The following is a 19,697-nucleotide window of genomic DNA, read 5'->3' as shown; positions in this document are numbered from 1 at the left end:
AGACGGACGCAGCTATCCGCGACCGCCCGCCCGGATTACCATTCGCGGCCGATATAGATGGCGAGCAGGATGATGAGCCCCTTGATGACGTCCTGCATGTAGGGGTTAATTCCCATCAGGTTCAGCCCGTTGTTGAGGATGCCGAGAAGGATCGCGCCGATCAGCGTGCCGAGGATCAGGCCGCGCCCGCCGGCAATCGCCGTCCCCCCGAGCACGACGGCCGCGATGGCATCGAGCTCAAAACCGACGCCCGCGTTCGGCTGACCAGACATGAGACGGCCGGTCAGGACAATGGCCGCAAATGACGAGGTCAGGCCGGAAAGCGCATAGACCGCAAGCTTGACGCGCCGGGTTTTCACACCCGACAGTTTTGCCGCCAGTTCATTGCCGCCGATTGCATAGACATGGCGCCCGAAGGCGGTGCGTTGCAGCAGAACCCAGGCAAGGGCGTAGATCACGACCATGGCGATGACCGGAACCGGCACGATGCCCACCCGACCGATGCCGAACCATGACACCCAGGACGGGATGCCCGAGATCGGGTAGCCGCCGGAATACAACAGGCCAAAGCCGCGTGCGATCCCCATGGTGGCCAGCGTCACGATGATCGCGGGCATCCGGCCCCATGCCACCATGAACCCGTTGAACAGGCCGAGCCCAAGCCCGACGCCCAGCCCCGCCAAAAGGCCAATTGCCCCCGGCAAGCCCATGTTGACCATCATCCCCGCGGTGATCGTGCCCGAGAGCGCCATAACCGCCCCAACCGACAGGTCGATCCCCCCCGTCAGAATCACAAAGGTCATTCCCACCGCGAGGATGCCGATGATCGACACCTGCCGCAGAACGTTCATAATATTGGACACCGAAAAGAAGTTTTCGGAGGCAAACCCCATCAGGAGCGAGACGACAATCAGCCCGATCAGCGGCAGTGCGAGGGGCGAATGCAGGATCCGGCCGAGGCCGATCCCGCCTTGTTTCGTCTCGGTGATGGTTGCGTTATGCGACATGTCGGTCCCTCCCGGTGGTGGCATGGGTCATGATCTCTTCCGACGTGATGGCCTCGCCCTCGACGGTCGCGGCGATCCCGCCGGAATTGAAGACACAGACCCGATCTGACATTCCGATCACTTCGGGAAGTTCCGAAGAAATCATGATGATGGCACAGCCCTGCGCGGTGAAGTCGCGCATGAGTTGGTAAATTTCGGCTTTGGCACCGACGTCGATGCCGCGGGTCGGCTCGTCGAAGATCAGCACCTTCATCTGATGGTTCAGCCAGCGGGCAATGACCACTTTTTGCTGGTTGCCACCCGACAAGGTGTCGATGCGCGCCAGTGGCCCCTGTGCCTTGACGCGGACCTGCTCCATCGCGGCCTCTGTGCATGCGCGCTCTTTCCGGAGGTCGATGAACCAATGGCGGCGGCGATATTTTCCGTAGTTGTTGAGCGAGATGTTCTGAAGGATCGGGAAACTTGTGATCAACCCCTGTTCCTTGCGGCTTTCCGGCAAAAGGCCGATACCATGCGCGAGCGCCTCTGCCGGTTCTTTGAAACGGGTCTCTTCCCCATCCACCAGCACTTTGCAGCGCGCGGCAGGATAGGCGCCCAGCATCGCGAGCGCAGTCTCGGTACGACCGGAGCCGACAAGACCGGCAAAGCCGAGGATTTCGCCCTCCCGCAGCTCGAACCCAGAGACCGGGCCGCCCTTGCGAAGCTGAATCTCCTCGCATTCTAGCATCACCCGGGCGTCGGGACGCGGACCGGATTTTGGGGGAAAGCTGTTTTCGATGCGCCGGCCCACCATCATCTCGACGAGACGGTCGGTATCGGTGTCCGACACCATACAGCTGCCGACGAATTCACCATCCCTGAGCACGGTGATGCGGTCGCAGATTTCGAAAATCTCTTCAAGATGGTGGGAAATAAAGACCAGTGCGACCCCCTGTTTGCGCAACTCGCGCATGACTTTGAACAGATGGGCGACCTCGGTGGGAGTGAGCGTCGCGGTCGGTTCGTCAAGGACGAGAATGCGGGCCTCAAGCGACAGGGCTTTGGCGATCTCAACGAATTGCTGCTCTGCGACCGAAAGCCTGGCGATGGGCACATCAAGCGGTACATCGACTTCGAGGCGCGCGAAGATCTCACGCGCGCGCGCCTGCATCGCCTTGCGGTCGAGCAGGCCGAGGCCGCTGCGCATCTCGCGCGCCAGAAACATGTTCTCCACCGCCGTGAGATAGGGGATCAGGCTGAATTCCTGAAAGACGATGCCGATGCCTGCGGCAATGGCCTCATCATAATTGGCGAAACGGTGCTCCCTGCCGTCGATCGTGATGCGGCCGGACGTGGCCTGGAGAATGCCCGTGAGGATCTTCATCAACGTCGATTTGCCCGCACCATTCTCACCGAGCAGCGCATGAACCTCGCCAGCCTTCACATCCAGATCAACGCCGTGAAGGACCTGAATATTTCCGAAAGATTTCTTGATTCCGGTCAGTTGCAGCATGACACCCCCCGGGGTCGTGGAAAAAGGGAAGCCGCCCCCACAGTCACGCGGGGGCGGCAAGGCAAGGCGCCTACCAGCTGAAGTCAGCGGCATTTTTCGCATCGACAACCATCACGTCGATCGGCACCACAGAGGGAACCACGCGCGCCCCCCACTTTTGCGCCAGCGCCATGGCAAGACCGACGCGCACCTGATCGCGCGGGAATTGCGCGGTAGTTTCGATGAAGGGCGTGCCACGGGCGATGGCTTCGGCAGCTTCGGGGGCGCCATCCACCGAGGTCAGCTTGATATCGCGGCCGGAGCCCTGGATTGCGGCCAGTGCGCCCATGGCGCCACCGTCATTCACCGAGAAGATGCCCACGAGGTTCTGGTGCGACTGGATCATATTCTCCACAACTCCGAGCGCCACGGACCGGTCCTGACGGCCATTCTGGGTATCGACAAGCGTGATGCCCGCATATTCCCCGAACGCCTCTTTACAGCCCTCGACTCGCTCCAGAATCGGAACAACCGGAATGCCGTCGAGAATGGCAACATCGCCTTCGCCTCCCAGCTCCTCGGCAAGGTATTTGCAGGACTGATACCCGGCGTCACGGTTCTTTGAACCAACAAAGGTGTCGACCGGACCGTTTGCGTTGGCATCGACCGCCACAACGATCACGCCCTGTTCTTTGGCCATGCGCACAGCCGCTTCGATACCTGCGCTGTCGGTCGGGTTCAGAAGCAGGATGTCGATGTCCTGTTGCAGCATGTCTTCGACGTCGGAAATCTGTTTGGCCACATCATGGCCCGCGTCGGTCACGATGACTTCTGCACCCAGATCCTCTGCCGCGCCCATCAGCGCCTCCTGCATGGAGACGAAGTAGGGATTGTTCATTTCCTGAAATGTCATGCCGATTTTCAGGCTGTCGCCCTGCGCCCAGGCAGGAGCCGCACAGGCCAGGGTCAGTGCGACGGCAGATGCGGCGCCAAAAAGATGTTTCATATGGATATCCTCCCAAAGTGTAGCAGCAGGCGAACCCGCCATGGTCCGGCCAGCACAGTGCTGCCCGAATTCGGTAAAATCGTCGCGGTCGTGATGTCAGTTCACCTCGGAGAAAACTCCGTTGGCGGCAAAGGTCCCTCTGAAGCGGGAGGGCGACATCCCCTTCAGCTTCAGGAAGTGACGGTTGAAATTCGAAAGGTTCGAGAAGCCCACGTCATAGCAGATTTCGGCCACCTTCGCCTCCGGACGGGTCAGAAGCATCTGGCACGCCAGATCCACCCGAAGCTGATTTTTGTAGCGCACCAACGTCGAGCCGGTGTGACGTTTGAAGGCGCGTGAAAAGGCGCTCGGGCTCTGGTTCACGAGATCCGCCAGATCCTTTTCGTCGATACTCTCGGTCAGGTTCTCCCGCAGATAGGCAATCGCGCGATTGACCCCGCTTCCACTCAACGCTTCGAGATCGAGCTTATAGCTCAGACTTGCGAGCTCCTCGGGGTCGGGCGCATTGGCAAGGATATCAAGGACCTGCCAGAACAGAGCCAGCCGCCTGAGACCTGTGGCCTCGAAGGTCTCACGCATCAGCGGCTTCACCGCCGCACCCGTCGCGGCATCAAAGAGCAATCCGCGATGGCTGCGCTCCAGCAGGGGACGGATCGCCTCCATCTCGGGCATAGAGGCGGCGGCATCTTCGATGAAACGCTCCGGAAACTGGAGCACATAGGATCTCGCTGGCACACTCTCATCGGGGCCGACGTCCGAAATCCAGTTCTGCGGTAGGTTCGGTCCCGTCATGATCAACTGACCCGGACCGAATTCGCCGATGTGATCGCCAAGATAGAACGTGCCATGCGTATCCACCACAAGGTGAATTTCATATTCCGGATGGTAGTGCCAACGCACGGTCCGGAACGGATAGCCATGCATCCACGCGGCAAAACTCTCGCCCTTGCGGATATGGACAAGTTCCAGATCAGGTTGCATCTCAATCCTCCCGCTGTGACCGTCTCCAGCTCCCCCCGGACCGGTCTCAGTAAGAGAGACCCTAGCGGAGCTGCCTCCTGCGCTCTACCTCACCACAGAGCTTTGTCTGATACTTTTTTAACATGTATGACCACGTTCCTGCGCAGGGGGAGTGAACGGGACCCTCGCAGAAACGCCGCAGCGCGGCATCATGAACGCCGCGCTGCATAAAAATTGTCGCCAGAATGCCGCTATTCAGGGGAAATGCGGTTTGGCCTCAGTTTTGGCGCCGCGGTTTGGCGCGTAAATATTTCCCCATAGGAGCCTCATACTTTTTCGCCTGTACCTGGCCGTTCAGCGCCTCTGCGTGACAGTCACCGCAGGCACACGATCTCTTCAGAGATACGTGGCTCAGTCCGGCATGCGGATCTGGAGTTTCACGTCTGTCTCACGCGCCTCGACCGCGCGATCGAACGCCTTGATGCTCTGGGCGAAAGGGATCGTGTCGGAGATCAGCGGTTTCAGATCAACCTTGCCTGAGGCCATAAGCGCAATCGCACGGTCGTACACATTCGCGTAGCGGAACACAGTTTCGAGCCGAAGTTCTTTGACCTGCAGCCCCACCACATCCATCGGGACAGGTTCGACCGGCATCCCGACCAGAACCACCGCACCGCCGGGACGCGCCAACTCCGGCAGGCCAAGCACGGCAGGCGCAGCGCCGGAACATTCAAACACCACATCCGCGCCCCATCCCTCGGTCGCCTCGCGCACGGCATCAACTACGCTCTTGTGGCGGATGTTCACCGTTTCGATGCCGTCGTATGTCCCTATGATATCGAGTTTCGGCTGCGCCAGATCCGCCAGGATCACCTTGGCGCAGCCGCCTGCCAGTGCCGCTAGCGCGACCATCATCCCGATCGGCCCAGCCCCTGTCACAACGGCGAGATCGCCGGGCTGGATCCGGGCACGCAGCGCAGCCTGCATGCCAATGGCGAAGGGTTCGACCATCGCCCCCTCCGCAAAGCTCAGGGTTTCGGGCAATTTATATGTAAAGGCCGCAGGATGGATGACCTCGGGTATCAGACAGCCATGAATAGGCGGTGTCGCCCAGAACCGGACATCAGGATCCACGTTGTATAGTCCGAGTTTTGACGCACGACTGTCGGGGTTGGGAATGCCGGGTTCCATGCAGACACGATCACCGGGCTTGAAGTCTGTCACCTCATCGCCGCAGGCGATCACCGTGCCGGAGGCCTCATGGCCGAGGATCATGGGGGCGTCGACGATGAATTGGCCGATCTTTCCGTGGCTATAGTAGTGAACATCCGAGCCACAGATGCCGACGGTATGCGTCTTGATGCGAACATCTCGCGGCCCCATCTCTCCGACGAGCCCGAAATCACGCAGAGCGAGCTTTCCCTTCTCCTCAAGAACCAGCGCTTCCATCTCAAATCCTCCCTTTCGCCCCCCCTCATCCGGGAGGCGTCATCTTCCCGTTCCTTGGTGCTGAAGCGCCAATGTCACGTTGTAAATACAATTCCGCAGCCGAGCCGGTATTTGGCGCTGCGGCGGAAAATTCGTATCAGCCATGGATCGGGAAGTGCGCAAAGCCAGTTGAAGTCCGGCGCTGGCGGTGGGGGCAGGCCGGGCTGCGGAGCGTTGGATTTACGTCCGATTCGCGGCGCGCGCGAGGGTGACAGCGCCCGCGCGATCGGCCGTTTGCGCAATACCACTCCGGCACCTCGGTTGCGCCAATGCCATACGCGCCGCACAAGCCCAGCCTTGAGAATGAGGAAAAGGGCGGACCCGTCGAGCCTGCCTATTTGGAGAAGGGTCCGGAAAGCCGGCGCTGGCTGGTTAAACCGGTTGATAAAAGAAGGGTCGGACACGCCGACCCTTGCACAATTTTCTGTCACAATCTTCGGCCAGGGGTCCCGCGCTAGGCGCGACGGCGGCGACCGCCGGAGCGGCCACCCCGGCCCCGCGATTCTTCACCCTCTTTGAGCGGTGCCTTGTTGAACTTGATCCATTCGCCGCCGTGCGGGTCGTTGTTTGTCAGGAAATTGGCAGCACGGATCGCTTCCATTTCCTTGCCGGCGCGCGGCTTGGTGGAGCCAAGGCCGAACAACGTGACAAAGGTCTCGTCATCCATGTCCTCCGGCAGCACAATGCCACTGGCCGCGACCAGCTCTTTCTTTTCGGCGATCACTTTCTGGGTCACCGGCAGCGCCACGGGGTTCATGATAGCCGAGGTCATCCCAGCCCCCATTGCCATGGGCAGAAACGCATTGTTGATGCCGTGGCGGTTCGGAAGGCCGAAAGAGATATTTGACGCGCCACAAGTGGTGTTCACGCCCAGCTCTTCACGTAGACGGCGCACCAGCGCAAAAACCTGAAGCCCCGCAGTGCCCATCGCGCCGACCGGCATCACCAGCGGGTCAACGACAATGTCATGGGCCGGAATGCCAAAGTCGGCCGCCCGTTGAACGATCTTCTTTGCGACCTCAAAACGCACATCGGGATCTTCGGAAATTCCGGTGTCGTCGTTCGAAATCGCAACAACCGGAACGTTGTATTTCTTCACCAACGGCAGGATCTGCTCCAGCCGCTCCTCTTCGCCGGTGACGGAATTCAGCAACGGACGGCCTTCGCAGACCGCCAGCCCCGCCTCCAGCGCGCCCGGCACCGAGGAGTCGATACAGAGCGGAACGTCAACCAGCCCCTGAACCAATTCGACGATTTTGGTCATCAGCGGCGGCTCTGTTTCATTCGGGTTCGGGTTCGAGTTGTAGACGACGCCCGCGTTGATATCGAGCACACTCGCCCCCGCCAGAACCTGTGCAACCGCGTCTTTTTCGACGGTGGAGAAATCGCCCGCTTCCAGTTCGGCGGCCAGTTTTTTGCGCCCCGTCGGATTGATCCGCTCGCCGATGACGCAAAACGGTTCGTCAAAGCCAAGGACTGCAGTTTTTGTCTTCGATTCCAGGACAGTACGGGTCATGGTTTATCCTTGCTGTTTGGCAGGCTCAGTGCTCGAGCCGCCGTTGTTGATTGCCCATGTCGCGTTGGTTTTGATACCGCCAAGAGGGAAGAAATGGACGTTGGTGATGTTGAAATCGGGGTTGTCGGCCTTGTAGGCCGCCAGTTCGTTCAGAACCTCGGTCGGTTCGTAGGGCAACATGAGCTTGGTGACATCCATGGCGCGTTTTTGCAGAACCTTGAGGGATGGCCCCACACCGCAGGCAATGGCGAATTTGATCAATGTCTGCAGTTTCGCCGGCCCCGCAATGCCGATATGAATCGGCAGATCAATTCCCGCCTCCCTGAGACCGTTCGCCCAGGCGATGATCGGCTTTGCTTCAAAAGCGAACTGGGTGGCCAGCGCCATCTTCGCGTCAGTGGTGTCAGAAAACCGCTGCTTCCAGTGGAGCGCCTCGGTGACGGCTGTCATTGACCCGTCGGGATCGATGTCCTTGTTGCCTTCGGGGTGCCCTGCAACGTGCAGATTGGTGAAGCCGGCTTTGTCAAAGAGGCCGGTTTCCAACAGCTGCATGGAGCTGTGGAAATCACCGTGTGGTGTAGTGACGCCGCCGGCCAGCAACAGCGCCTGTTTCACATCGGCCTCCCCCTGATAGCGGGCGATCCAGTCGTTCAGCGTGGCCTTGTCGCGGATGATCCGGGCGGGGAAATGGGGCATGACCGGATAGCCGTCCGCGTTCAGGCGCTTCGCCGTCGCGACCATCTCTTCGATCGGCGTCCCTTCGATATGCGCGATGTAGACACGGGTGCCTGCGGGCAGAAGCTCGCGGAAATCCTCTACCTTTTGCGCGGTGCGTGGCATGACCTCGATGGAATACCCGGACAGGAACGCCTCGAGCTGCGGGTTGACTGTGGTCTCGGCCTCAGTCGCACGTTTCTTGAAATTCAACAAAGCCATGGCGGCCTCCCAGAGTGAGGTGCGGGCAATCATGCCCAACCGTCGTTTGCGATCAGCGCCTTCAGACGCTCCTGATCGAATTCCTGTTCCAGACGTGTGGCTTCGGCCTCGGCAATCTGATCCGGCTCCCCGTCCACAGAGTAGGGCGCGGCCTTGCGCCATTCCGCAAGATAGGCATCGCTGTCTTTTGCGTTCACCTTCATTGCAGCCCGGTCGATGGCTTGCTCAAACCGTTCTTCGAGCTGCCGTTTCGAGCCCCGCCGCCCCTTGCCCACGATGACCTGAGCGGGGATATCGCGCCAGTAAACAATGGTGACGTCGGGCATTGCCGTTCCTTCCTGATACGTCTTCGTATCGCGTTTCTAATTCGCTGTGGATCGCTTGGTGCGTCGGATTTCGACAACAAAGGTGGGAGGAGCGACCTTTCCCCGCGGATGGTATTCTTTCCCCTGCCCCGTGACCACCGCTGTGGCCACTCAAATTATTCAACAAAATCATGAGCCGCTCTGACAGCCGCGCGCCTGTTTTCTGGCTTTGATCTCTGTGTTTTCGACCGCGCTCTATGCCGCTGTCTCTTGCACAGCCGCACAGGCAGCCGTAGGGTTGAGCCAACACGATAATCGGAGGGCGTGATTCATGGCGCCCAGGCGTTCCAAAGGTACAGGAGCGTTTCCCAGAGCGGTTGAGACACCTGTACCAGCCCGGCCGGATCCCGATGCGCTCTATGCGGCGCTGGATCTCGGTACGAATAGCTGCAGAATGCTGATTGCCCAGCCAAAGGGCAGCGGCTTTCATGTGGTGGACAGTTTTTCCAAGTCGGTGCAACTGGGCTCCGGGCTGGAAAAAACCGGGCGTCTGTCCCGGTCCTCAATGGCGCGCACGATTCAGGCGCTGCGGATCTGTCAGCAGAAAATCTCTCGCAATCGCGTGAAGCGCATGCGCCTCGTTGCGACCGAAGCCTGTCGCCGGGCGAAGAACGGGCGCGACTTCATGCGCCAGATCAAACGTGAAACCGGGCTGATGATGGATATCATCCAGCCCGAAGAAGAAGCCCGGCTGGCCGTCATATCCTGCGCGCCTCTCGTCTCGACCAAAACGGAGCAGCTTCTGGTGGTCGATATCGGTGGCGGCTCAACCGAATTGGTGTGGATTGACCTGTCCTCGATTGCACGTCGCGATCGCCCCTCGGCGATTATGCGGCTTCATGCCGGGTTTCACAATTCCGACAGCCCGTTTCCGGCAGCAAAAGTCGTGGACTGGATCTCCGTGCCGCTCGGCGTGGCGACCCTGCGGGATCAGTTCAGCGACGTCGACGATGACGCCGCCCGGTTTGCGCTGATGAGTTGGTTCTTTGAGGAAAACCTCGCGGATTTTGCCCCCTACAAGGATGTTCAGGCCCGCGAAGGGTTCCAGATCGTCGGCACATCCGGCACGGTCACTACTGTGGCGGCGTCTCATCTCGGGTTGAAGCGATACGACCGGACCAAGGTGGACGGTTTGCGGATGACCTCTGATCAGATCGACAAGGTGATCCGCAGCTATCTGGATCTCGGCCCTCACGGACGGCGCCGCGACCCCAGGATCGGCGAAGACCGCCAGGCGCTGATCATGTCCGGCGCGGCAATCCTGCAGGCGCTGTTGCGCTGCTGGCCCACGGACCGGCTGTCGGTGGCCGATCGCGGCCTGCGCGAAGGCCTGCTTTATGCACAGATGAGCGCGGACGGTGTTTTGGAAGACGGCTCTTTCTGATAGGGATGAGATCGGGTATAGCGCCCCATCCGCATCCCGATCCGCATGCGGGGGCCGCAGGCGAGAGGTTTGACCATGGCAAAGACTCCGACAGGAAAAAATACGTCAGGACGCGGGCAGCGTGACCTGACTGTGAAGGTCAAGACCGCGCGCGGACGCACGCTCAGTTCGACCCGTTGGCTGCAACGGCAATTGAACGACCCTTATGTCAAACGCGCCCAGATCGAAGGCTACCGGGGGCGTGCGGCCTTTAAAATCATGGAACTGGACGACAAATATCGCTTTCTGGTTCCGGGCGCGCGCGTGGTTGACCTCGGCTGTGCACCGGGCGGCTGGGCTCAGGTGGCGGTGCCGCGGGTAAACGCCTTGGGTGAAAAAAGCGGCAAGGCGATCGGGCGGATCATCGGTGTCGACCTGCAGGAGGTCGAGCCACTTGCAGGCGCCGAGTTCCATCAGCTGGATTTCATGGATGAAGGTGCCGATGACCAGGTCAAGGACTGGCTCGGGGGCAAGGCTGATGTGGTGATGTCTGACATGGCGGCCTCCAGCTCGGGTCACAAGCAAACCGATCACCTGCGGATCATGTCGCTGTGCGAAGCAGCCGCCTATTTCGCCTTTGACGTGCTGGAGGATGGCGGCACCTTTGTCGCGAAGGTGCTCGCCGGCGGGGCCGAGGGCGAATTGCAAAAGCTTCTGAAACAGAAATTCAAGGCTGTCGCAAACGTGAAGCCGCCGTCGTCCCGCGCGGACAGTTCTGAAAAATTTGTCGTCGCCACCGGATTTCGCGGCTGAGGGCATTATTGCCGCCGGGCTAGCTGAACAGAGAGCGGGTTCGCGGCGTCTTCAACGATTGCACAGCCATGTCGCGCATCTGCAGGACGGCATCCGTGCACGCGTCGTTTGGGTCTCGCCGCGTGGCTGTCTGCACGCTGCCCCGGCGCACGGAGGCGGGGGGTGGTGACTGGCGCGAGAGCTCCAGCAAACGTTGACGGCCGCTGGATGCACCACTCTTTGCGTTGAATTTCTTTGCCTTGAATTTTGCCATAGAACTCATTCCCCGGATTCACTCACCTGCCCTATCTCTCAATGGAGAGCAGGCCCGGGTGGCGTCCGAATTATGGCAAAATCAGTCCGTATGTTGAAAATTGAATGTATTGACCAGATCAGCTCCGGGCCGTGCGGTCGCGTTCCAGAACGCCGTTGATTTCGGCCCCGAAAATCAAGATGGCCGCGTTCAGGTACAAAAAGATCAAGGCGGCCATCGCGCCGGCGAGGCCCGCATAGGTGGCCGAATAGCTCGCGAAACTGGACACGTAGACAGCAAATCCGAAGCCTGCCGCCCACCACAGGATCAGCGTCACCGCGACTCCGGGGAAGATTTGCCCGAGTGTGGCGCGTTTTGGCAGAAGAACCAGATGATAGAGAAAGACCGCTGCAACCGGAACGACCGTTACCACCAACCCGTTGGCGCCGTTTTCCCAGCCGCGCAGGAAATCCAGATCCGGAAAGAACCGCGCAAGAAACCGTGCCCCCAAGGGCAGGACCAATTCGAAAACCGCCGCAAGCAGCAGCCCGAAACCGCCCAGAATGACCAGACCGACAGAGATGAGCCGGTGTTTCCAAAAGGGGCGTGTTTCCTCCTGGCCGTAGGCACTCAGGAGCGCAATACGGATCGCATCGACGCCGTTGGACGCAAAATAAAGGGCAAGGATACCACCAAGGGTCATCAGCCCCGTGCCGGAGGTTTCCAAAACCGCATAGACCTCGCGGGTGATGGGTTTGGCGACAGAGGCGGGCCAGCTGCCGAACACAAGGTTGACCACATCCTCCACCACGATGCGGTGTGACAGGATGCTGGCGATGGCACCGCTGAGGGCGACGGTAAACAGCACGAACGGGAACAGGGCCATCATCATCGACATTGCGATATGGCTGCTGAGAACCCAGGCGTTCTTGCTATTGAACCGCCCCACCGCGCGGCGCAGGATCTGAGCGGGTCTGATTGCCTTCTGCGCGATAGTCATGTCGCTCTCCTGAAAACCGATGAGAAATTTCGAATGAATGAGCCGTCAGGAGCCGGAATGCTTGACGCCGTTTGAAAAGACCGTGCGCATGGTGCTGACCAGAAACGCGGTGCTGATCCCGAAGGCCAGCATGCCATTCATCGCAGCAAAGGAGGCGAAAATCCGGTGATCGCTGTCGAGGACCACATCGCCGTAGCCCAGCGTCGTGTATGTCGCCACAGAGAAATACACCGCCGTGTTCCAGTCGCTGAAAGTTTCCGCCTTCACCATCAGGGCCGCAGACCAGATCCAGACCTGCGCGGTATGGGCGGCCACGACGAATCCGGTGGAGATCAGCACACCGCCCAATCGCCGGAGATTGTCCAGGCGGTCGGGAAACCGACGTTCGTGGCTCCGCAGCACCTGTCCGCACCACACCAGCATCGCCGATTCCAAGATCAGGCAAACGCCGAGGACCAGCCCGCCCCAAAAGATCTGCTCGATCATCGACATATGAGTACGGCTCCCTGCTTGGCCTGCCTCTGGCCTGTGTCCTGCGCTTGATTTTGCGACCGTCCACGGCCGCCACGCTTTGCCGCAGCTTAGAAATTGGGGCTTGAACATGCAACGCTTGCACGACATCCATGGAACAAGATGTTGGTTCAGGGGACAGTCTTATGCTTGTGTCCGTAAAAGATCTGACCCGGAGGTATGCGGGACAGAACCGCGATGTCCTGAGCGGCGCGTCGTTTGAGCTGGCCCGTGGCGAAAGTGTTGCGCTGACCGGGGACAGTGGCTCCGGCAAAAGCACGGTCCTGCATCTGCTGGCCGCCCTTGATCGCCCCGACAGTGGCCAGATCCTGTTCGGGGGCCGGGATATCTCCCGGCTGTCCGATCCGGCGGCATCAGAGCTGCGGCGGGGGCGGATCGCGCTTGTTTTTCAGCAGTTCAATCTGGTGCCTGCGCTCAATGTGGCGGACAATATCTCGCTGCATGCCCGCCTCGGGCAGCAGTTCGATCCGCAATGGGCTGACACTCTCGTCTCGCATCTCGGCCTCTCCGATCTTCTGGAGCGGTATCCCGACCAGATCTCTGGGGGGCAGCAGCAGAGGGTCGCAATCGCGCGGTCTCTGGCGCTGCGCCCGGATCTCCTGCTGGCGGATGAGCCGACGGGGAATCTGGACGAGACAGCCAGCGCCGAAGTCCTGCGTCTGATGCTTGATCTCGTCAACCGCACAGGCTGCGCTCTGTTCCTTGTCACCCATTCGCCCGAGATTGCGGCGCAATGTGACCGGCATCTGCATCTGAGCGGCGGTCAGGTGCGGCCTGCGGGATCATGATCCATGTGCTTGCAACGATGTTCGGTCACTGGCGACGGGCGCCGTTGCAGCTTGTCCTTCTGATCGCAGGGCTGGCTCTGGCGACCGCCCTGTGGTCGGCCGTACAGGCAATCAATGCCGAGGCGCGGGCCTCCTACGAGCGGGCAGTGGAGCGGCTCGGAACCGGCGACATGGCGGCCCTCACCTCGCCCGAGGGCACGATCGCCCTTGAAACCTATGTGCGCTTGCGGCGGGCCGGCTGGCAGCTCTCTCCGGTGTTGGAGGGGGTCTGGGGGCAAGGGGAACAATCGGTCACCCTGCTGGGGGTGGATGTGCTGAGCTACCCCGGCGCCCCGGCGATGGCCGCTGCTGCCGAAACAGAAGGTAACCTTGACGTGGCCGGCCTCCTGATGACCCCGGGCGTGATGTTTGCCAATCCCGGGACTCGCGCCAAACTGGAACGCGATGACCAGGAGGCGGCTCGGATCTTCTCCCTGCCGGATCTGCCGCCGGATCTGGTCCTGAGTGACATTTCCGTCGTCGAGGCGCTGTTGAACAGGCCGGGGCAGCTCAGTCGTCTCCTGATCCTGCCGGATCAGCCGCGCGATCTGCCGCCCCTGAGTGCGCGGGCTCCGGGATTGGTGGTCACGGCCACGAATGACGGCCCGCTGGGCGATCCCGGCAGACTGACCCGGAGTTTCCACCTCAACCTGACGGCGTTTGGCTTTCTGTCTTTTGGCGTCGGTCTGTTCATTGTCCAGGGCAGTATCATGCTGAGCATCGAACAGCGCCGCGGCACAATCCGGACATTGCGCTGTCTGGGGGTCTCTGTCTCCTCGCTGATGACGGCTCTGCTGCTTGAGCTGATCTTGCTCGCGCTGGTGGCGGGCGCGGTCGGTCTGGTCGTCGGCTACAGTCTGGCAGGCCTGTTGCTGCCGGATGTGAGCGCAACGCTGCGCGGGCTCTATGGCGCGCCGGTGGACGGGACACTCTCGCTCCGTTTGTCATGGGTGCTGTCCGGTCTCGGCATGGCGTTGGCCGGAACGCTGCTGGCGGGGCTGCAGGCGCTGATATCGCTGCGTCGCCTTGCGCGACACCTGTCACAGGCCTCCTATGCGCCGGCCCGGCTGAGCGCCTCACAGATCCAGATCCTGTGCCTGAGCGGCGCGGGATTGATCGGTCTCGGCGCGGTGGTTCTCTCTTTCGGGTCCGGCCTGTTGGCGGGGTTCGTCGGTCTCGGCGGTCTGATGCTCGGCAGCGCGGTGCTGGTGCTTCCGGTTCTGAACCTGCTGTTGCAGGGGGCACGTCGCATGGCAGGGTCGCCCGAGCTCCAATGGCTGGCGGCAGACAGCCGGCTGCAACTGCCGGGACTGTCCCTGTCGCTGATGGCGCTGCTGCTTGCGGTTGCGACCAATGTCGGCGTCGGAACCATGGTGTCGAGTTTTCGAATGACCTTTGTCGACTGGATCGATCAACGCCTGGTCGCCGATGTCTTCGTGGAGGTGGAAACAGAGGCGCAGGCCCAGTCCGTATTGCGCTGGGCAACCCTGCTCCGGGCCCGGAGCCTGCCGCAGTTCTACAGCGATACGCGGCTGAATTCCGCCCCGCTGCGCATCTACGGCGTGGTCGATGATCCCCTGTACCGCGAGCACTGGCCCCTAGTGCGCAAAACACCCGACGCCTGGGAGCGGCTTCACGGCGGGGGGGCGGTTTTCGTGAACGAACAGCTGGCCCAGCGGGACGGGGTTCAGGTCGGTGACCGGATGACCGTCGGTCCGGGCTGGTCGGCACCGGTCGCGGCGGTCTACTCCGATTATGGCAATCCCGACAAGCAGATCATCGCATCCCTTCCGGCCCTGCGGGCACAGGTTCCCTCGCCCACCCTGCTGCGCATCGGCTTGGTGCCTCCCGAGGGCATGAGCCGCGATGACCTCGCGCAGAGGCTGGAGCAGGATCTGGACATCACCCGGACGGCGATCCGCGACAAGGAGGCGATCAAATCTCTCTCCATTGCCGTCTTTGACCGCACCTTCGTGGTGACCGGCGCCTTGAACATTCTGACGCTGGCGGTCGCGGGGTTTGCCATGCTGACCAGCTTTCTCAGCCAGTGGACCCGCCGCCTGCCGCAATTGGCTCCGGTCTGGGCCATGGGGATCAGCCGGGCGCGGCTGGCGGGGCTTGAGTTCCTGAGAAGCCTGGGCTTTGCAATTCTGACCTTTGTCTTTGCCCTCCCCCTCGGATTGGGGCTGGCTTGGGTGCTTTTGAATGTCATCAACCTTGAGGCCTTCGGATGGCGTTTGCCGATGTATCTGTTTCCGGGCGCGTGGGCCCGCCTTCTCCTGTTGACCTGCCTCGCGGCCGGGTTGGCCGCATTGACGCCGGTCCTGCGCTTGCTGCGCCTTGCTCCGGCGCAGCTGCTGGGGGTGTTTTCCAATGATCGCCCCTAGGGCCTTTCGGGTCTTTGTCCTCGCAGGATTGATGCTGCTGATCCTGTGGAGCCGGGCCCAAGGCCAGGGCTATGCCAATCTCGGCAGCGACGCAGCGGGTTTTGCCGTCCCTGACCGAGGGCGGCAGCTCCAGTTCCCGGCTGATCACGGCCCGCATCCGGGGTTTCGGGTGGAGTGGTGGTATCTGACCGCCAACCTGCGCACCGCCTCCGGCGAGGATCTGGGCGTGCAATGGACGCTGTTTCGCTCCGCCCTTGTTCCGGAGGGTCCAGCTGGCCCAGGTAGTCCAGGTGGTCCAGGTGGTCCGGAGGGCTGGAAAAATCCTCATATCTGGATGGGCCAAGCGGCAGTGACCACCGCGACCTCCCACAGCTACGCCGAGCGGTTGGGTCGGGGTGGCATCGGTCAGGCCGGTGTGGTCACCGATCCGTTTTCTGCGTGGATCGATGATTGGTCACTGACATCCGCGGACGACACGCTGGACAACCTCTCGGTCACGGCGCGCGGCACGGAGTTCTCCTATGATCTTTCCCTGCAGCAGCAGGGACCGCTCATTCTTCATGGGGAAAACGGCTATTCGGTGAAATCCGAGGACGGTCAGGCCAGTTTCTACTACTCGCAGCCCGCCTATCGGGTAACCGGCACCGTGGTGCTGCCAGATGGTCCGGTCGAGGTCACCGGAGAGGCCTGGCTGGACCGGGAATGGTCCAGCCAGCCGCTGGCGGCGGACCAAAGCGGCTGGGACTGGTTCTCGTTGCGCTTTGACAGCGGAGAAAAAGTCATGGGGTTCGTGTTGCGGGGCGAGCGCGGCGATTTCACCTCCGGCAGCTGGATCACCGCAGATGGAGCCACCACCCCGCTCAGCCCGGCTGAATTCATCGCCACACCCGTCTCGTGGTCACGAGTGGCCGGACGTGACATCCCTACGCTCTGGCAGGTCGAAATCCCGACGCGCGGAGTCTCTGTGGAGGTTGCCGCCCTCAATCCCGGTGCCTGGATGGGGACATCCTTTTCCTATTGGGAAGGCCCGGTTGCCCTATCGGGAAGCCATCGCGGAACCGGATACCTGGAAATGACGGGCTATGGTGATGCGCGTTCCAGCAACCCTTCGGAGCGGAAATAGGCCCGCGCCGCACGATGCAGCGGCGCCGTCTGGTAGGAGCCGACCATTTCGGCCGCATCAAGGGACGCAAAGGCCGGATGTGCGCGCTTCAGGCTGTCGAGATTGCTGATGATGCTGCGGACCAGCGAATTGACCACCCGGAGGCTCTGTTGCCGGGTGGTCACCAAAGTGGCGGCAAAGCCAAAGGATTTCACCGGATCGGGGTTGCCGCGATAGAGGTTTCCGGGGATTTCGGCAAATTCATAGACGTCGCTGTCAACCACCGTGGCGCGAATTTGCAGATCATCCAGCGGCACCAGGACGGAATCGCAGGCCGTGGTTGCTTCTTCGACAGAGGCGGAGGGATGGCCGACCGCAAACACCATCGCGTCGAAGGCACCTGCACAAAGCGCTGCGGACTGCGCTTCGGCGGGGAGTTCGTGCACTTCGGAAAAGCTGTCGGTGCCCCAGCGCAGGGCGGCCATCAGAACCTCCATCGTGGCCCGCTGACCGGAGCCGGGATTGCCAATATTGACCCGCTTGCCACGCAGATCCGAAAAGCTGGCGATGTCGGCATCCGCTCTGGCCACCACGGTAAACACCTCGGAGTGCAGGGAGACCAGGGCGCGCAGATCAGTGAACGGCACCCCGTTCGACAACTGCGGCGTGCCCTCATAGGCGCGGGCCTGCCAGTCCGACTGCACGATGGCAAAATCCAGCCGCCCGTCGCGCAGCGCCTGCAGATTGTCCAGCGATCCACTGGTTTCATCCGCGGTACAGCGAATGCCATGGCGCCGACGGTCCTTGTTGACCAGACGACACATCGCGGTTCCCAACGGGAAATACAGCCCGGATACCGAACCGGTTCCGATTGTAATGAAATCCTCTGCCTGTGCCGGGGATGATGTCAGGCCGCCAAAGGTGACTGACGCTGCCACGCACAGTGACAGGGCCCTGATCCTCGCTCGCATTCAAACTTCCCCCCACGTGCCGGTGTGCGCAAAATTTCAAAGGGGTGAAACTCTGTCAAGCTGAATAGCCACCACCCGACCCGCCGGGGCTCCTGCCAAGGCCGTCGCTGTAGCCACGAGCCGCCTCCGTTCTCGCCGCAGCAGCCGCAGCAACGGGCTCCTGTCATAAAAGAGTTATTCAACATCTGTAGCTGAGCACACGTGTCCCCGGAATCATCCCCGGCGCAGTGGCCGCATTGGAAAATGCAGGCGCTCTGCCGGGGAGAGACGCCTGGGGGATCCGCCGCGCGCGCTGTCATTTGCCGAAGTGAAAAGGATGGCAGTGTGGAAGCGTCCGAACAAAGAAACACGCTCCGCTCTTGGGGTATCAGACTTGGAGATGTAGATGACATTCTGGAAAATCGCAGCGCTGAACGCCGCTGTTGCCATTTCGGGCACCGCAGCCTGGGCCGAAACCGAAATCACCCTGTGGCACGCGATGGGCGGTCAGCTGGGCGAAACCGTGAACACGATTGCCGAAGATTTCAACGCTTCGCAGGACGACTACAAGATCACTCCTGTCTTCAAAGGCTCCTACGAAGAGACGCTGACCGCCGGGATCGCCGCCTTCCGCGCCGGTGAGCAGCCAAACATCATGCAGGTCTTCGACGCAGGCGCCGCAACCGTGATCGGTGCCAAGGGTGCAACCATTCCGGTTCAGGATCTGCTGACCGAAAACGGCGTTGATTTCGACATCAATGACTACATTTCCGGCGTCCGCTACTTCTACGCCGACAGCGACGGAAAAATGATCGGCATGCCGTTCAACTCCTCCTCGCCGATCATGTATTTCAACGAAGACGCGCTTGCCAAAGCGGGCGTTTCCGCCCCCAAGACCTGGGAAGAATTCCAGTCCGTGACCGCACCGGCCCTGAAGGACGCAGGCTATATCGCCCTGTCTCAGTCGCACCTGCCCTGGATCTTCACCGAAAACTTCATGTCCCGCCACAACCTGCCGTTCGCCACCAATGACAACGGCTATGGCGGCGCCGAAGGCACCAAGATCCTCGTCAACAACGATGCCATCAAGGCGCATTTCACCGCACTGACCGAGTGGAAGGAAAATGGTCTGTTTGAATGGTACGGCACCGGCTGGGGCGATAACGCCACGCCGTTTGAGGAAGGCGAAGTCGCAATGTGGATCGGCTCGTCCGGCTCCTTTGGCGGCCTGATGAAAAAAGACCTCGGCTTTGACTTCTCCGCGACTGTGCTGCCCTATTGGGAAGCAGTGACCACCGAGCCCAAGCAAACCTTCATCGGTGGTGCGTCCCTCTTCGCGATGTCCGGTCATGATGCCGCAGAAAACGAGGCCGCGGCCAGGTTCTTCCAGTATCTGACCTCCCCTGAGGTGCAGTATTTCTGGCACAAGGAAACCGGCTATGTGCCGATTACCGAAGCGGCCTATGAGCTGGCCAAGTCAGATGGCCACTACGATCGCTTCCCGGCCGCCGAAGTCGGCATCCAGCAACTGTCGCTGCCCGGTGGCGAGAACACCAAAGGCTACCGTATGGGCTTTTACGTCCAGATCCGCGACGTGATGAACCGTGAATACGGCCGTGTCCTGTCCGGCGAGACCTCTGTCGAGGACGCGTTTGCCAATATCGAAAAAGAAGCCAACGACCTGCTGGCCCGCTTTGCCAAGACCCAGGGCTGAGCTGACCTGAACCCGGGACACCCTGCGCG

The 19,697-nt window shown here is 61.1% G+C and carries 17 protein-coding genes; 6 read left to right on the top strand and 11 right to left on the bottom strand.

The features are described 5' to 3' along the window. Positions 1 to 35 precede the first annotated feature (35 nt). From FGE21_RS05405 to FGE21_RS05370, 8 genes are all read right to left on the bottom strand, one after another. Positions 36 to 1,007 (bottom strand): ABC transporter permease, encoded by a 972-nt coding sequence (locus FGE21_RS05405; RefSeq protein ID WP_139662269.1) that lies wholly within the window; start codon positions 1,005 to 1,007, stop codon positions 36 to 38. After that, on the bottom strand, positions 997 to 2,499 hold the full coding sequence (locus tag FGE21_RS05400; RefSeq protein WP_139662268.1) for a sugar ABC transporter ATP-binding protein: 1,503 nt from the start codon (positions 2,497 to 2,499) through the stop codon (positions 997 to 999). Before FGE21_RS05400 ends, FGE21_RS05405 begins: the two co-directional genes overlap by 11 nt. Positions 2,500 to 2,569: 70 nt before the next feature. Then, positions 2,570 to 3,484, bottom strand: coding sequence for an ABC transporter substrate-binding protein (locus FGE21_RS05395; RefSeq protein ID WP_139662267.1), 915 nt, complete (start codon positions 3,482 to 3,484; stop codon positions 2,570 to 2,572). Positions 3,485 to 3,580: 96 nt separating this feature from the next. Next, the gene (locus FGE21_RS05390) at positions 3,581 to 4,465 is read right to left on the bottom strand and encodes an AraC family transcriptional regulator (RefSeq protein ID WP_139662266.1); all 885 of its coding nucleotides are present in this window, start codon (positions 4,463 to 4,465) and stop codon (positions 3,581 to 3,583) included. Positions 4,466 to 4,855: 390 nt separating this feature from the next. Beyond that, positions 4,856 to 5,893, bottom strand: coding sequence for an NAD(P)-dependent alcohol dehydrogenase (locus tag FGE21_RS05385; protein WP_139662265.1), 1,038 nt, complete (start codon positions 5,891 to 5,893; stop codon positions 4,856 to 4,858). Between the two features lie 493 nt (positions 5,894 to 6,386). Next, on the bottom strand, positions 6,387 to 7,448 hold the full coding sequence (locus FGE21_RS05380; RefSeq protein ID WP_139662264.1) for a methyltetrahydrofolate cobalamin methyltransferase: 1,062 nt from the start codon (positions 7,446 to 7,448) through the stop codon (positions 6,387 to 6,389). A gap of 3 nt (positions 7,449 to 7,451) precedes the next feature. Then, on the bottom strand, positions 7,452 to 8,384 hold the full coding sequence (locus FGE21_RS05375) for a methylenetetrahydrofolate reductase (RefSeq protein WP_139662263.1): 933 nt from the start codon (positions 8,382 to 8,384) through the stop codon (positions 7,452 to 7,454). 29 nt (positions 8,385 to 8,413) lie between these two features. Beyond that, positions 8,414 to 8,710 (bottom strand): virulence factor, encoded by a 297-nt coding sequence (locus FGE21_RS05370; RefSeq protein ID WP_139662262.1) that lies wholly within the window; start codon positions 8,708 to 8,710, stop codon positions 8,414 to 8,416. 310 nt (positions 8,711 to 9,020) lie between these two features. Here FGE21_RS05370 and FGE21_RS05365 point away from each other — a divergent pair, with 310 nt between their 5' ends. Together FGE21_RS05365 and FGE21_RS05360 are read left to right on the top strand one after the other, a co-directional pair. Then, a complete protein-coding gene (locus tag FGE21_RS05365) occupies positions 9,021 to 10,133 on the top strand; it encodes a Ppx/GppA phosphatase family protein (RefSeq protein ID WP_139662261.1) in 1,113 nt (370 codons plus the stop codon). Positions 10,134 to 10,208: 75 nt separating this feature from the next. Then, entirely contained in the window at positions 10,209 to 10,925 is a 717-nt protein-coding gene (locus FGE21_RS05360; protein ID WP_139662260.1) for an RlmE family RNA methyltransferase, read from the top strand. Positions 10,926 to 11,296: 371 nt separating this feature from the next. Here FGE21_RS05360 and FGE21_RS05355 read toward each other — a convergent pair whose 3' ends face one another. Both FGE21_RS05355 and FGE21_RS05350 read right to left on the bottom strand, forming a co-directional pair. Then, positions 11,297 to 12,157 (bottom strand): YihY/virulence factor BrkB family protein, encoded by an 861-nt coding sequence (locus FGE21_RS05355; RefSeq protein WP_139662259.1) that lies wholly within the window; start codon positions 12,155 to 12,157, stop codon positions 11,297 to 11,299. Positions 12,158 to 12,202: 45 nt separating this feature from the next. Then, entirely contained in the window at positions 12,203 to 12,649 is a 447-nt protein-coding gene (locus tag FGE21_RS05350; protein WP_139662258.1) for a potassium channel family protein, read from the bottom strand. A gap of 164 nt (positions 12,650 to 12,813) precedes the next feature. On the opposite strand from FGE21_RS05350, the gene FGE21_RS05345 reads away from it, so the two are divergent. Genes FGE21_RS05345 through FGE21_RS05335 form a run of 3 tightly spaced genes read left to right on the top strand, consistent with a single transcriptional unit; the run spans position 12,814 to position 17,025 of the window. Then, the gene (locus FGE21_RS05345; RefSeq protein ID WP_139662257.1) at positions 12,814 to 13,476 is read left to right on the top strand and encodes an ABC transporter ATP-binding protein; all 663 of its coding nucleotides are present in this window, start codon (positions 12,814 to 12,816) and stop codon (positions 13,474 to 13,476) included. Continuing rightward, entirely contained in the window at positions 13,473 to 15,902 is a 2,430-nt protein-coding gene (locus FGE21_RS05340) for an ABC transporter permease (protein WP_139662256.1), read from the top strand. The genes FGE21_RS05345 and FGE21_RS05340 overlap by 4 nt, the downstream gene beginning before the upstream one ends. 31 nt (positions 15,903 to 15,933) lie before the next feature. After that, positions 15,934 to 17,025, top strand: a complete 1,092-nt coding sequence (locus FGE21_RS05335) for a lipocalin-like domain-containing protein (RefSeq protein WP_255731374.1) — start codon at positions 15,934 to 15,936, stop codon at positions 17,023 to 17,025. Here the strand turns inward: FGE21_RS05335 and FGE21_RS05330 are convergent. Next, entirely contained in the window at positions 16,983 to 17,975 is a 993-nt protein-coding gene (locus FGE21_RS05330) for a TAXI family TRAP transporter solute-binding subunit (RefSeq protein WP_139662254.1), read from the bottom strand. The genes FGE21_RS05335 and FGE21_RS05330 overlap by 43 nt on opposite strands. A gap of 385 nt (positions 17,976 to 18,360) precedes the next feature. Between FGE21_RS05330 and FGE21_RS05325 the strand changes: the two genes are divergently transcribed. Then, positions 18,361 to 19,668: an extracellular solute-binding protein gene (locus FGE21_RS05325; RefSeq protein ID WP_139662253.1), complete on the top strand. Its 1,308-nt coding sequence runs from the start codon at positions 18,361 to 18,363 to the stop codon at positions 19,666 to 19,668. The last annotated feature ends 29 nt before the right edge of the window (positions 19,669 to 19,697 follow it).

This window comes from Phaeobacter sp. B1627, from assembly GCF_006265095.1.
Lineage (GTDB): Bacteria > Pseudomonadota > Alphaproteobacteria > Rhodobacterales > Rhodobacteraceae > Epibacterium.
The sequence above is the reverse complement of the archived record's forward strand: the minus strand, read 5'-3'. Positions and strand labels throughout refer to the sequence as shown.

What these genes read in the sequence shown, in the direction of transcription:
- FGE21_RS05405 (WP_139662269.1), bottom strand. Translation starts at nt 1,007, where the DNA reads ATGTCGCATAACGCAACCATCACCGAGACGAAACAAGGCGGGATCGGC.
- FGE21_RS05400 (WP_139662268.1), bottom strand. Translation starts at nt 2,499, where the DNA reads ATGCTGCAACTGACCGGAATCAAGAAATCTTTCGGAAATATTCAGGTC.
- FGE21_RS05395 (WP_139662267.1), bottom strand. Translation starts at nt 3,484, where the DNA reads ATGAAACATCTTTTTGGCGCCGCATCTGCCGTCGCACTGACCCTGGCC.
- FGE21_RS05390 (WP_139662266.1), bottom strand. Translation starts at nt 4,465, where the DNA reads ATGCAACCTGATCTGGAACTTGTCCATATCCGCAAGGGCGAGAGTTTT.
- FGE21_RS05385 (WP_139662265.1), bottom strand. Translation starts at nt 5,893, where the DNA reads ATGGAAGCGCTGGTTCTTGAGGAGAAGGGAAAGCTCGCTCTGCGTGAT.
- FGE21_RS05380 (WP_139662264.1), bottom strand. Translation starts at nt 7,448, where the DNA reads ATGACCCGTACTGTCCTGGAATCGAAGACAAAAACTGCAGTCCTTGGC.
- FGE21_RS05375 (WP_139662263.1), bottom strand. Translation starts at nt 8,384, where the DNA reads ATGGCTTTGTTGAATTTCAAGAAACGTGCGACTGAGGCCGAGACCACA.
- FGE21_RS05370 (WP_139662262.1), bottom strand. Translation starts at nt 8,710, where the DNA reads ATGCCCGACGTCACCATTGTTTACTGGCGCGATATCCCCGCTCAGGTC.
- FGE21_RS05365 (WP_139662261.1), top strand. Translation starts at nt 9,021, where the DNA reads ATGGCGCCCAGGCGTTCCAAAGGTACAGGAGCGTTTCCCAGAGCGGTT.
- FGE21_RS05360 (WP_139662260.1), top strand. Translation starts at nt 10,209, where the DNA reads ATGGCAAAGACTCCGACAGGAAAAAATACGTCAGGACGCGGGCAGCGT.
- FGE21_RS05355 (WP_139662259.1), bottom strand. Translation starts at nt 12,157, where the DNA reads ATGACTATCGCGCAGAAGGCAATCAGACCCGCTCAGATCCTGCGCCGC.
- FGE21_RS05350 (WP_139662258.1), bottom strand. Translation starts at nt 12,649, where the DNA reads ATGTCGATGATCGAGCAGATCTTTTGGGGCGGGCTGGTCCTCGGCGTT.
- FGE21_RS05345 (WP_139662257.1), top strand. Translation starts at nt 12,814, where the DNA reads ATGCTTGTGTCCGTAAAAGATCTGACCCGGAGGTATGCGGGACAGAAC.
- FGE21_RS05340 (WP_139662256.1), top strand. Translation starts at nt 13,473, where the DNA reads ATGATCCATGTGCTTGCAACGATGTTCGGTCACTGGCGACGGGCGCCG.
- FGE21_RS05335 (WP_255731374.1), top strand. Translation starts at nt 15,934, where the DNA reads ATGCTGCTGATCCTGTGGAGCCGGGCCCAAGGCCAGGGCTATGCCAAT.
- FGE21_RS05330 (WP_139662254.1), bottom strand. Translation starts at nt 17,975, where the DNA reads ATGCGAGCGAGGATCAGGGCCCTGTCACTGTGCGTGGCAGCGTCAGTC.
- FGE21_RS05325 (WP_139662253.1), top strand. Translation starts at nt 18,361, where the DNA reads ATGACATTCTGGAAAATCGCAGCGCTGAACGCCGCTGTTGCCATTTCG.